Annotated in this window: 11 protein-coding genes; 6 read left to right on the forward strand and 5 right to left on the reverse strand. The window is 73.6% G+C overall.

The window, feature by feature from the left end; translation table 11 throughout:
- Positions 1–102: 102 nt before the first annotated feature.
- Positions 103–1,497 carry a PP2C family protein-serine/threonine phosphatase gene (locus tag ACFVWU_RS42270; RefSeq protein WP_387631465.1) on the reverse strand — a complete coding sequence of 465 codons (1,395 nt, stop codon included), beginning with the start codon at positions 1,495–1,497 and terminating at the stop codon, positions 103–105.
- 364 nt (positions 1,498–1,861) lie between these two features.
- Between ACFVWU_RS42270 and ACFVWU_RS42275 the strand changes: the two genes are divergently transcribed.
- Positions 1,862–2,422, forward strand: coding sequence for an O-acetyl-ADP-ribose deacetylase (locus ACFVWU_RS42275; RefSeq protein WP_387631485.1), 561 nt, complete (start codon positions 1,862–1,864; stop codon positions 2,420–2,422).
- 210 nt (positions 2,423–2,632) lie between these two features.
- Here the strand turns inward: ACFVWU_RS42275 and ACFVWU_RS42280 are convergent, their stop codons facing one another.
- Entirely contained in the window at positions 2,633–3,466 is an 834-nt protein-coding gene (locus tag ACFVWU_RS42280; protein WP_387631467.1) for a class I SAM-dependent methyltransferase, read from the reverse strand.
- 229 nt (positions 3,467–3,695) lie between these two features.
- Between ACFVWU_RS42280 and mshA the strand changes: the two genes are divergently transcribed.
- Both mshA and ACFVWU_RS42290 read left to right on the forward strand, forming a co-directional pair.
- Complete coding sequence (gene mshA / locus ACFVWU_RS42285) at positions 3,696–5,069, forward strand: D-inositol-3-phosphate glycosyltransferase (RefSeq protein ID WP_387631469.1); 1,374 nt, start codon at positions 3,696–3,698, stop codon at positions 5,067–5,069.
- Between the two features lie 92 nt (positions 5,070–5,161).
- The gene (locus ACFVWU_RS42290) at positions 5,162–5,674 is read left to right on the forward strand and encodes a YbjN domain-containing protein (RefSeq protein ID WP_387631471.1); all 513 of its coding nucleotides are present in this window, start codon (positions 5,162–5,164) and stop codon (positions 5,672–5,674) included.
- 68 nt (positions 5,675–5,742) lie between these two features.
- Here the strand turns inward: ACFVWU_RS42290 and ACFVWU_RS42295 are convergent, their stop codons facing one another.
- Positions 5,743–7,044, reverse strand: a complete 1,302-nt coding sequence (locus tag ACFVWU_RS42295; protein WP_387631473.1) for an MDR family MFS transporter — start codon at positions 7,042–7,044, stop codon at positions 5,743–5,745.
- Between the two features lie 150 nt (positions 7,045–7,194).
- Here ACFVWU_RS42295 and ACFVWU_RS42300 point away from each other — a divergent pair, with 150 nt between their 5' ends.
- A complete protein-coding gene (locus ACFVWU_RS42300) occupies positions 7,195–7,953 on the forward strand; it encodes a phosphoglyceromutase (protein WP_387631476.1) in 759 nt (252 codons plus the stop codon).
- Positions 7,954–8,416: 463 nt separating this feature from the next.
- Here the strand turns inward: ACFVWU_RS42300 and ACFVWU_RS42305 are convergent, their stop codons facing one another.
- Both ACFVWU_RS42305 and phoU read right to left on the reverse strand, forming a co-directional pair.
- Complete coding sequence (locus ACFVWU_RS42305) at positions 8,417–8,596, reverse strand: hypothetical protein (RefSeq protein ID WP_387631478.1); 180 nt, start codon at positions 8,594–8,596, stop codon at positions 8,417–8,419.
- Positions 8,597–8,797: 201 nt separating this feature from the next.
- Positions 8,798–9,487: a phosphate signaling complex protein PhoU gene (phoU, locus tag ACFVWU_RS42310; RefSeq protein WP_387631480.1), complete on the reverse strand. Its 690-nt coding sequence runs from the start codon at positions 9,485–9,487 to the stop codon at positions 8,798–8,800.
- A gap of 307 nt (positions 9,488–9,794) precedes the next feature.
- Here phoU and ACFVWU_RS42315 point away from each other — a divergent pair, with 307 nt between their 5' ends.
- Together ACFVWU_RS42315 and ACFVWU_RS42320 are read left to right on the forward strand one after the other, a co-directional pair.
- On the forward strand, positions 9,795–11,252 hold the full coding sequence (locus ACFVWU_RS42315) for a sensor histidine kinase (RefSeq protein ID WP_387631482.1): 1,458 nt from the start codon (positions 9,795–9,797) through the stop codon (positions 11,250–11,252).
- Positions 11,249–11,944 carry a response regulator transcription factor gene (locus ACFVWU_RS42320; protein WP_030061050.1) on the forward strand — a complete coding sequence of 232 codons (696 nt, stop codon included), beginning with the start codon at positions 11,249–11,251 and terminating at the stop codon, positions 11,942–11,944. Before ACFVWU_RS42315 ends, ACFVWU_RS42320 begins: the two co-directional genes overlap by 4 nt.
- The last annotated feature ends 142 nt before the right edge of the window (positions 11,945–12,086 follow it).

Genomic DNA, 12,086 nt, shown 5'->3' on the forward strand with positions numbered 1-12,086 from the left:
CAGGGCGGTCTCGCCACCCATGCTCAGGCCGACCAGGTCGGCACGGTCGAGGCCGGCTGCGGCGTTTCCTGCTCAGCGCGGAACTCCTCGCCGCGGAACCCCTCAGCCGAGGATCAACTGCACCGGATTGCGCTCCAGCAGCAGCACCGCGACGTCGTCGGTCAGCGCGCCGCCGTTCAGCTCCTCGACCTCGGCGATCGCGCTGTCGACCAGCCGCCCCCGGGTCAGCCCGGCGGACTGGTGGTCGGCGATCAGGTCGGCCAGCCCGTCCTGGCCGAGGCGGCGCGACCCGGCCCCGACCCGGCCCTCGATCAGTCCGTCGGTGTAGAGCAACAGCCGCCAGCCGGGCAGGAGTTCGAGCTCGTGCGCGGGCCAGGCGGCCTTCCCGTCGTGGCAGGGCAGCAGTCCGAGAGCGGGCCCGGCGAGGTCGGCGGGCAGGGAGACGGGGGCGTGGTCGCGGCCGAGCAACAGCGGCGCCGGGTGTCCGGCGAGGTAGAGCCGGGCCCGCTCGCCGGTGCCGAGCGAGTCGAGGCCGGTGTCGGCGCCGCCGGGCTCGATGACCAGCATGCAGAGCGTCGCGAAGATCTCGTCGCTGCGCCGCTCGTGCTCCAGCACGTGCTGGAGGGTGGTGAGCAGGGCTTCGCCGGTGAGGCCGGCGAAGACCAGGGTGCGCCACGCTATCCGGAGCGCGACGCCGAGCGCGGCCTCGTCCGGGCCGTGGCCGCAGACGTCGCCGATCACGACGTGGACCGTGCCGTCGTCGGTGCGCACGGCGTCGTAGAAGTCGCCGCCGAGCAGGGCGCGGCGCCGTCCGGGGCGGTAGCGCCGGGTGAAGGAGAGCCCGGCGCCGTCCAGCAGCGGGGTGGGCAGCAGGTGGCGCTGGAGGCGGGCGTTCTCCTGGCCGCGCAGTTCGGCCTCGACCAGGCGGCGCTGGGACTCGTCGGCGCGCTTGCGTTCGACGGCGTAGCGCAGGGCGCGGGCCAGCAGCGGGCCGTCCGTGTCGTGCTTGAGCAGGAAGTCCTGGGCGCCGGCGGCGACGGCGGCCGCGCCGAGTTCGGCCCCGGCGGCGTCGGTGAGCACCACGACGGGGATGTGCGGGGCGCGCCGGAGCAGCTCGTGCAGGCCCTCCAGGCCGTCCGAGGCGTCGGAGGGGTGGGGCAGGTCGGCCGGGGAGGCCAGGTCGAGCAGCACGCAGCCGAATTCGGGGCCGCGGGTGCGCCCGCGCCGGGCGGCGGGGGCGGCCTGGGCCAGCAGTCGGGTGGCCTGGTCGAGGCCGCGGGCCCAGTGGATCTCGATCGAGGTGCCGCTGTCGGCGACCGCGGCCTTGATCAGCTGGGCGTCCGAGGCGTCGTCCTCGATGACCAGCAGCCGCAGCGGTGCGGCGCCGCCGTCGGCGGGCCCGTCACCCGGTGCCGGAACGTTTCCGACCTCGGCCAGGTGCGACGGGTGCCGCCCGCCGTGCGTGGTCCGGACCGGCTGTGACCGGGGGTGAGGCATCGGGGGAGCTGCCGTCGCCGGCCCGGTTGTTGTCGGGCGCTTACGGGCATGGCCGACGGGGGCGCCGTCATGGGCGCCCGGCAGGTCCGCGGCACCAGGTGCCCGCCCGTCTCCCGTTGCGGGCATCGGTGGTTCCTCCCTTTCCCCGACTGCGTAACGGCCGGCGTCCGTCCGCGGTGCCCGCCTGGCACCTCGCGTCGGGGAACTTCTCGCGACCATAACGTGATCTCCGGGGATTTCTTCGGCCGACCGGCGCCGTTGTGGTTATTGCCACGCCGGTGGCGGTGTGGTGATCAGACTCGGATGACGGCTCGGATCCCGTTCCGGCGGCTGCCGGGCGGGCCCGGGAAAGGGGGCAGTGATGATGACGCGGATCACCCTGGTCGAGGGTGACATCACGGAACAGCGAGTGGACGCGGTGGTGAACGCCGCCAACTCGTCCCTGCTGGGCGGCGGCGGGGTGGACGGCGCGATCCACCGCAAGGGCGGACCGCAGATCCTGGAGGAGTGCCGTCGGCTGCGGGCCTCGCACTGGGGCAAGGGGCTGCCCACCGGGCGCGCGGTGGCGACCACGGCCGGACGGCTGCCGGCCCGGTGGGTGGTGCACACCGTCGGGCCGGTGTATCTGGCGGAGGAGTACGAGGCGCGGGCTGAGCTGCTGGCCTCCTGCTATCGCGAGTCGCTGCGCGTGGCGGCGGAGTTGGGGGCGGGCACGGTGGCTTTCCCGGCGGTGTCGGCCGGCATCTTCGGCTGGCCGCCGCCGGACGCGGCCCGGATCGCGCTCGGCACCGTCGCCCGGGTGCTGGACGGCGGCGACGCGCGCGCGGGCGCGGGGCTGGCGGAGGTGCGGTTCGTGCTGTTCGGGTCGGAGATGTACGGGGTGTTCGAACGGGCCCTGGGGGAGCTGCTCGGCCAGGACGGCTGACGGCTGTGCGCGGTTGGGCGTGGTGGTCGCCGAGCGGCGTGTGGTGCGGTCGCTCGGCGGCCTCCATCGTCGCCTGACGAGGCGTCAACACGCCAGAGATATTCGATAACTCGTTCGAGTGAATGCAGTGCGTCGCTCACCAGAACCGGGAGCAGGTCTCCCGCCAGAGCCGGGAGCACGTCGCCCACCGGCCCTGAGGCACGGCCCCGGCTAGGGCGCGAGCGCCGTCCAGGGCACCGTGACCTCGCCCTGCGGCCACCGCCCGCGCGCGTCCACCAGCGGCCAGCTGCCCGCCAGCGCCGTGCACGCCGCCACCCAGCGCTGCCGCGCCCCGAACGCCCCGTACGGCGCGGCCGCCGCCCAGGCCCGGTCGAAGTCGGCCAGGAAGGCGTGCACCGGCCGCCCCGGCACGTTGTGGTGGATCAGCGCCTTCGGCAGTCGTTCGGCCAGGTCGGAGGGCTGCTCCAGGCCGCCCAGCCGGGCCGCGAAGGTCACCGTCCGGGGCCCCTCCGGGCCGAGCGCGACCCAGACGTGCCGCCGCCCGATCTCGTCGCAGGTGCCCTCGACCAGCAGCCCGTCCGGGGCGAGCCGGGAGCACAGCCGCTCCCACACCCCGGCCACCGCCGACTCCTCGTACTGCCGCAGCACGTTGGCCGCCCGGATCAGCTGGGCCGGCGCGCCGCCGTCCAGCGGCACCTCGAAGCCGCCGCGCCGGAAGGTGAGCAGCGGCGCCTCGGCGTACGGCAGCGCGGCCGCGACCCGCTCCGGCTCGATCTCGATCCCGACCACCCGGACGTCCGGCCGCACCGTGCGCAGCCGCCCGGCCAGCTCCACGGCCGTCCAGGGCGCCGCGCCGTAGCCGAGGTCGACCGCCACCGGCGGCCGCTCGGCGGCGCGCAGCGTACGGCCCAGGGTGTGCGCGATCCAGCGGTCCATCCGGCGCAGCCGGTTGGTGTTGGTGGTGCCCCGGGTGACGGTCCCCACCGGACGGCCGGTCCGCCCGCGGGCGGGCGCGGTGGTCGCGGGGTCGAAGGAGGCAGCCATGTCCAGAAGGGTAGTCGGCCCGTGCCGCGACCTGGGCGGATGTCGGCCCGGCCGGGGCAGCCGGCCGGGCCCGGTCAGCTCACCGCCCGGACCGGGAATGCCGGACGACCGCCTTGTGGTTGGCACACTGGTGGTGATGTGTGCCCGGACGGGGCAGCGCACACCGGACATGCGGCGGCCCGCCACGCGGACCGCCGAGACGGGCCGCACACGAGGAGGCTTCAGCCAGGTGATCCAGCACCCCGTCCGTTCGGTACGCCGTGCCCAGTCCGCCGCGCCCGCGCGCGGCCGGCTCCAGTCGCTCGTCCCGGGCCGCCGCCGTCCGCGCCGAATAGCCATGCTGAGCGTGCACACCTCGCCGCTGCACCAGCCCGGCACCGGGGACGCCGGCGGGATGAACGTCTACATCGTCGAGCTGGCCAAGCGCCTGGCCGAGCTCAACATCGAGGTCGAGGTGTTCACCCGGTCGATCTGCTCGGACGACGCGCCGACCGTCGAGCTGGCCCCGGGCGTGCTGGTGCGGCACGTCACCGCCGGGCCGTACGAGGGCCTGGTCAAGGAGGACCTGCCGGCCCAGTTGTGCGCCTTCACCCACGGGGTGCTGCGCACCGAGGCCGGCCACCGCCCCGGCCACTACGACCTGGTGCACTCGCACTACTGGCTCTCCGGGCAGGTCGGCTGGCTGGCCGCGCAGCGCTGGGGGGTGCCGCTGGTGCACACCATGCACACCATGGCGAAGGTGAAGAACGCCGCGCTGGCCGAGGGCGACACGCCCGAGCCCGCGGCCCGGGTGATCGGCGAGACCCAGGTGGTCGAGGCCGCCGACCGGCTGATCGCCAACACCACCGAGGAGGCCGCCGAGCTGGCGCTGCACTACGGCGCCCGGCCGGACCAGCTGGCCGTCGTCCACCCCGGGGTGAACCTGGACGTCTTCCGCCCCGGCGGCCCGTCGGCCGCGGCCGACGCCCGGGCCCGGCTGGGCCTGCCGCAGGACGCCGCCGTGCTGCTGTTCGCCGGGCGGATCCAGCCGCTGAAGGCGCCGGACGTGCTGCTGCGGGCCGTCGCCGTGCTGCTGGAGCGCCGTCCGGAGCTGCGCGAGCGCCTGGTGGTGCCGGTGGTCGGCGGCCCGTCCGGCACCGGGCTGGCCCGGCCGGAGAGCCTGCACAAGCTGGCCGCCCAGCTGGGCATCGGCGATGTGGTGCGCTTCCACCCGCCGGTCGGCCAGGCGAGCCTCGCGGACTGGTACCGCGCGGCGACGGCCCTGGTGATGCCCTCGTACAGCGAGTCCTTCGGGCTGGTCGCGCTGGAGGCGCAGGCCTGCGGCACCCCGGTGGTGGCGGCCGCGGTCGGCGGTCTGCCGGTCGCGGTGCGGGACGGCGACTCCGGCTCCCTGGTGAACGGCCACGACCCGCTGCAGTGGGCCGGCGCGCTGGAGCCGTACGTGACCGACCGGGCGCTGGTGGCCCGGCGCGGCGCGGCGGCGGCCCGGCACGCGGGCGCCTTCGGCTGGGACGCCGCCGCGGCGACCACCGCCGAGGTGTACGCCGGCAGCCTGGCCCGCCCGGCCGGCCGCCTGGCCGGGGCCCGCCGCCGCCCGGCCTGACACCGGGGCGCCCGGCGCGCGGGGCGGCTGCGCCCCGTGGGCCGCGCTCCACGGGCTGCGCTTCACGGGTACTGACGAGTAACGTCACCCCCATGGCAATCCGCACCAAGGACGAGGCCCTGACCCTCCTGCGCACCGCCCTGGACGACGCCGGGGTGGCCTGGGAGCCGGCCGCCGCCGACCCGTACACGCTGGTGGCGACCCTCCCGGGCACCCGCAAGCTGTCCACCACCTGCGCCCTGCGGGTCGGCGACCACACCCTGTCGGTGAACGCCTTCGTGATCCGCCGCCCGGACGAGAACCACGAGGCCGTCTACCGCTGGCTGCTGGAGCGCAACACCCGGATGTACGGCGTCGCGTACGCCGTCGACCAGCTCGGCGACGTCTACCTGGCCGGCCGCCTGCCGCTGGAGGCGCTCACCCCGCAGGCCGTGGACCGGCTGCTCGGGACGGTGCTGGAGAACGCCGACGAGCCCTTCAACACCCTGCTGGAGCTGGGCTTCGCCTCGGCGATCCGGCGCGAGTGGGAGTGGCGGACCAAGCGCGGGGAGTCCACCCGCAACCTGGCCGCCTTCGCCCACCTGTCCGCCCCGAAGGCCGACTGACCCCGGGCGTGTCCGGTGGATCCCCGCCGGGTCCTGATCCGACGAGATCCACAGGACGCGCCAGGCCGTCAGGCGCCCGCCGGAGCCTTCTCGGCCTCCGCCGCGGGCGCCGCCACCTCGGTCACGGCCCCGGTGCGGCGCCCGGCCGCGCCCGTCCGGCGGGCCAGCGCCACGTACCCGAGCGCCGCCACCGTGCCGACCGCCCCGCAGGCCAGCCAGAGCGCGGCCGGCCCTGCGTACTGCAGCAGCAGCCCGCCGCCCGCCGGGCCGAGCAGCGAGGCGAGCGACCAGGACAGCGAGTAGACGCCCTGGTAGCGGCCGCGCGCGTGGGTGGGCGCCAGCTCGGCGATCAGGCCCATCATCACCGGGGTGTGGAGGATCTCCCCGACGGTCCAGACGCCCACCGAGAGCGCGAACAACCACGCCGAGGAGCCGGCCAGTGCGGCCAGCCCGAAGCCCCAGCCGGTGAGCAGGCAGCTGGCGATCAGCAGGCCCGTCCGCGAGCGGCCCTCCATCCACCGGGTGAGCGGGATCTGCAGCACCACGATCAGCAGCCCGTTCAGGCCGATGACCAGCCCGTACTCGGTGGACGTGATGCCCGAGGCGCCCATGTCCACGGCCAGCGTGGTGGAGCCCTGCTGGAAGAGCAGGGCGACCAGCAGGGTCAGCCCGACCAGCGCCATGAACGGGGCGTCCCGGAGCACCGTGAGCAGGCTGGTCCTCGGCTCGGCGGCGTCGGCCGCCTGCTCGGGCGAGGCCTGCGGCTTGGTCTCCGGGATCCGGATGAAGATCACCACCGCGCAGACCAGGGTGGTGAGCGCGTCCAGCAGGAAGAGCGTGAGGTAGCCGTGGGTGGCGATCAGACCGGCAGCGGCGGCGGAGAGGCCGAAGCCGATGTTGATCGCCCAGTAGTTCAGCGAGTACGCCCGGACCCGGTCCTCGGCCGGGACGAGGTCCGCGATGATCGCCGAGGTGGGCGGTCGGGTCGCGTTGTTGCACAGGCCCACCAGGAAGGCCACCGCGGCGATCGCCACCTGGCCGTCCACGAAGCCGAGCACGGCGGTCGACACCGCGGTGCCGAGCTGGGCGGCGACCAGCGTCGGCCGGCGTCCGATCCGGTCGGTCAGCACGCCCGCGCCGACCGCCGAGATCGCCGAGCCGAGGCCGAACAGCGAGGCCACCAGGCCCGCGTAGGAGGGTGAGTACCCGCGTTCGGCGGTCAGGTAGAGCGCCAGGAACGTGACCACGAAGGATCCGAGCCGGTTCACCAGTGTGCTCACCCAGAGCCACCAGAACTGCCGTGGCAACCCGCCCACCGTCTCCCGCACCACTCTTCGGATCCGGGGGTTGCTGACCAGGCTGACGAGCATGTGGGGGCTCCCGAGGGCAGGCGTCCGCTGAGCGGCGCGGGCAGGCCCGGTCAGCCGACGCATGTAAGCGGCAGATGTGCGGCGCACACATTACCCACCGGGCCAAGGTCCCCACCAGGGGTTTTCCGGCCCTCCACTAAGCTGGGGGCCATGGCTGACACGACGTACCGACTCATCCTGCTCCGTCACGGCGAGAGCCAGTGGAACCAGAAGAACCTGTTCACCGGTTGGGTCGACGTCGACCTCAACGAGAAGGGCGAGAAGGAGGCCGCCCGCGGCGGCGAGCTCCTGTCCGCCGAGGGTCTGCTCCCCGACGTGGTGCACACCTCGCTGCTGCGCCGTGCCATCCGCACCTCGCAGATCGCCCTGGACAAGGCCGACCGCCACTGGATCCCGGTCAGCCGCAGCTGGCGCCTGAACGAGCGGCACTACGGCGCGCTGCAGGGCAAGGACAAGGCCCAGACCCTGGCCGAGTTCGGCGAGGAGCAGTTCCAGCTGTGGCGCCGCTCCTACGACACCCCGCCGCCGGTCCTGGCCGACGACAACGAGTACTCGCAGGCGGGTGACGCCCGCTACGCCGAGATCCCGAGCGAGCTGCGTCCGCGCACCGAGTGCCTGAAGGACGTCGTCGAGCGGATGCTCCCGTACTGGTACGACGCCATCGTCCCGGACCTCGCGGCCGGCAAGACCGTCCTGGTCACCGCCCACGGCAACAGCCTGCGCGCGCTGGTCAAGCACCTCGACGGCATCTCCGACGCCGACATCGCGGGCCTGAACATCCCGACCGGCATCCCGCTGGTCTACGAGCTCGACGCCGACTTCAAGCCGGTCGTCGCCGGCGGCCGCTACCTGGACGCCGACGCCGCTGCCGCCGCCATCGAGGCGGTCAAGAACCAGGGCAAGAAGTAAGCCCGACAGCGTTCGGCCCCGCTCCCGGTTCGCCGGTGGGCGGGGCCTTTGTCATTCAACAGGCCTGCATGGAAGGGGAGTTGAGCTCGGCCCAAAAGTGGTTCAGACCATTGGCGGGTGACGGCGGCGGCTCCTACCGTGAGGGCACCGGGCTGGCGCAGGCATGCCAAGGGTTTCCCCGGGTCCCGAGCCGCCGCATCCCCACGCGCGCGCGTCTGGGCCCCGGCGCACACTCCATCCACCCCCACGGAGGAGCACCATGCGCACACGTCATCTGGTCGGGGCGGTCGTCGCCGCGCGCGCACCGGCCACCAGGTGGTCGTCGCGGTCCGGACGATCGCCGACACCGGGAACGCCTTCTACTCCTGCACCGACGTCCAGTTCTGACCACTGGAACAGACAGAGCTGAGGTGCACGGCCGCCGGGCGGCCGTGCACCTCATGACTCCTCGGCGGCGGATGCCTCAGTGGCCGCCGCAGCAGCCGCCGTCCGCGCCGCCGCACTGGCAGGGCGCACCGGACTGGCAGCCGCAGCCGCAGCCCGGTCCGCAGCCGCAGCCGGCCGCGAGGACGGGCAGCAGCTTCGGGGCGAGTGGCTCGACGGTGTCGTGGGCGGGTGCCGGTCGGGTCGGGTTGGCCTTCATCGAGCGCTTCCCTCCTTGTGACGGGAACACTCCTGTGCCCCCAACTATCGAGTGAAGCCGCCCACCGGAGGGAGCGTCAACAGGCGTGCAGTGGCAGGACGTACGGAGGACCGTGCGTCCACGCCACCCTCGCCACAGGTTTAGTCACCCCCAGGGGAGGGAGCCGGTCACTCCGCCCCGCCGGTCACTCCGCCCCGCCGGTCACTCCGCCCCGGCGGCCTCCGCCGCCTCGGTGGCGGCCACGAACTCGGCCACGTGCTCGCCCGTCACCAGGTACACCACGCGCTTGGCGACCGACACCGCGTGGTCCGCGAAGCGCTCGTAGTAGCGGCCGACCAGGGTGAGGTCGACGGCGGTCTCGATGCCGTGGTGCCAGCGCTCGTCGATCAGGTGGGACAGCAGCTCGCGGTGCAGGGTGTCGATGGCGTCGTCGTCATGCTCCAGCTCCAGAGCCTTGTCGACGTCCTTGGTGGCGATCACCAGACCCGCCTTGGCGACCAGTCTCTGGGCGAGCTGGCCCATCTCCAGGACGGTGGAGTGCAGGTCGGAGGGCACGGCCGACTCGGGGTAGCGCATCCGCGCGACCTTGGCGACGTGCCGGGCGAGGTCCCCGCAGCGCTCCAGGTCGGCGCTCATCCGCAGCGAGGTGACCACGATGCGCAGGTCCGTGGCGACGGGCTGCTGCCGCGCGAGCAGATCGATGGCGCGGTTCTCCAGCTCGTGGTGGAGGTCGTTGACCTTCTCGTCGGCGGCGATGACGCTCTCCGCCAGCGCCAGGTCCGCGTCGAGGAGTGCGGTGGTGGCCCGGCCCATGGCCGAGCCGACCAGCCGGGCCATCTCGACCAGGCTGTCGCCGATCGAATCCAGTTCCTCGTGGTACGCGTCGCGCATGTTCTCTCCTCACTAGCTGTGTCGGTGGCGGTGCCGACCGGTCAGCCCGTCCGACCGTCGTTCCGGTGTCCGGGTGACCGCTGCTGGTGGCGCGAATCGTACGCGCACACCTGAGACGACGGCCGCTGATCGGCACGCCGTTCTCTCCCACACGGGCTGCATGGCCAACTCTGTGCCGTTCGGGCGACGATGTACGGCCGGTGCGGTGAATCGGCAGCTACGTGAAGGTGAATTCTCGGCAACGCGTGGTCGATGCCTTGATCCAGCCCTTGGGGAGTGGCCTGGCCGTGCGCTTACGCTTGCCAACATGGACGTGAACGTGGCCGCTGCCGCCGCCTGTGCCATAGCCGGGCTCGGCGTCGGCCTCACCGCCTCCATCGCCTTCCGCTGGAGCGAGCGCGAGCAGGCCAGGGGCAGGCACCTCAACGGCAGGCACTACGGCCGGGCCCAGGCACTGGGCACCGGCAACCCGGAACCCCCGCTGCCGCCGGGGGTCGACACCGTACTCTCCGTGCTCCGTTCCTGCGCGATCGTGCTGGGCGAGGGCGACGAGGTCGTCAAGGCCAGCTCGGCGGCGTACGCGATGGGCCTGGTGCGCGGCGGCGCGGTCGCCGTGGACCAGATGCTCGCGCTGGCCCGTGCCACCCGCCGGGACGGCGAGATCCGGCAGGTCGAGCTGGAGGTGCCCCGCCCCGGCGCGGCCCGCGCGGTCGAGCCGCTCGCGGTGTCCGTCCGGGTCGCCCCGCTGGGCTCCCGGCTGGTGCTGGTGCTGGTCGAGGACCAGACCGAGCGCCGCCGGGTGGAGGCCGTCCGCCGGGACTTCGTGGCCAATGTCAGTCATGAGCTCAAGACCCCGGTCGGAGCCCTGTCGCTGCTCTCCGAGGCGGTCGCCGACGCGGCCGACGACCCGGAGGCGGTGCAGCGCTTCGCCGGCCGGATGCAGATCGAGGCGACCCGCCTGGCCAGCCTGGTGCAGGAGATCATCGATCTCTCCCGGGTCCAGGACGACCGGCTGATGGTCGACCCGGAGCCGGTCGCGGTGGACGAGCTGATCGCCGAGGCGATCGACCGCTGCCGCCAGCAGGCCGCCGCCAAGCAGATCCTGATCGCGGCCGGCGGCATCGCCGGGCTCTACCTGCACGGCAACCGCGGCCAGCTCGCCGCCGCGCTCGGCAACCTGGTGGAGAACGCCGTCAACTACAGCCCGCCCCGCACCCGGGTGGCGATCGCCACCCGCCGGATCTCCAGCGCCGCGGCGCTCGGCGAGGCGGACGGCGAGCTGATCGAGATATCGGTGACCGACCAGGGCATCGGCATCTCCGAGAAGGACCGCGAGCGGGTCTTCGAACGCTTCTACCGGGTCGACCCGGCCCGCTCCCGGCAGACCGGCGGCACCGGCCTCGGCCTGTCCATCGTCAAGCACGTCGCCGCCTCGCACGGCGGCACCGTCTCGGTGTGGAGCGTCGAGGGTCAGGGTTCGACCTTCACCATCCGCCTGCCCGCCGGACAGGTGCCCGCCGACGACGACCTCGACGACGACCTGGACGACGAGGCGCTCGCCGACGCCGACGCCGCCGCCGAGGCCGACGCCGACGCCGCCGACGACTTCGACGACGAGCCCGGCGACCACACCGCCGGGCCCGCCGCCGCACCCCGAACCCTCACCACGGACCGTCCGCACGGCACGGCCCGTTCGCTCCCCGCCGGGGAGCGGGAAGAACCCCTGACAACCGCAACCAAGCTTGCCCCGGAGGCCCGATCGTGACCCGAGTACTGGTGGTCGAGGACGAGGAGTCGTTCAGCGACGCCCTCTCGTACATGCTCCGCAAGGAGGGCTTCGAGGTGGCCGTCGCCGCCACCGGCCCCGACGCCCTGGAGCAGTTCGAACGCAATGGCGCGGACCTCGTCCTGCTCGACCTGATGCTGCCGGGCCTGCCGGGCACCGAGGTCTGCCGCCAGCTCCGGGTGCGCTCCAACGTCCCGGTGATCATGGTGACCGCCAAGGACAGCGAGATCGACAAGGTCGTCGGGCTGGAGATAGGCGCTGACGACTACGTCACGAAGCCGTACTCCACCCGTGAGCTGGTCGCCCGGATCCGCGCCGTGCTGCGCCGCCGCGGCGAGGACGGCGGCGCCGGCGAGAACGGCGGCGGCCCGGGCGCCCTGGAGGCGGGCCCGGTCCGGATGGACGTGGACCGGCACGTGGTGACCGTGGACGGCGCCAAGGTCGACCTGCCGCTCAAGGAGTTCGACCTGCTGGAGATGCTGCTGCGCAACGCGGGCCGGGTGCTCACCCGCATGCAGCTGATCGACCGGGTCTGGGGCGCGGACTACGTCGGCGACACCAAGACCCTGGACGTCCACGTGAAGCGCCTGCGGGCCAAGATCGAGCCCGACCCGGGCGCGCCGCGCTACCTGGTCACCGTCCGCGGCCTGGGCTACAAGTTCGAGCCGTAAGCCGTAGACCGCGGAAACGCCCGCACACGGAAGGCCCCCGCCGGCACCTTGGGTTCTAACGGTCGTCGCAACACCCGAGCTCAAGGTGTGCGATGGAGTTCGAGATCCGTAGGGACCGGAAGCCGCAGGGGCCCAGGAAGCT

The organism is Kitasatospora sp. NPDC058190 (assembly GCF_042883685.1).
Classification (GTDB): domain Bacteria; phylum Actinomycetota; class Actinomycetes; order Streptomycetales; family Streptomycetaceae; genus Kitasatospora.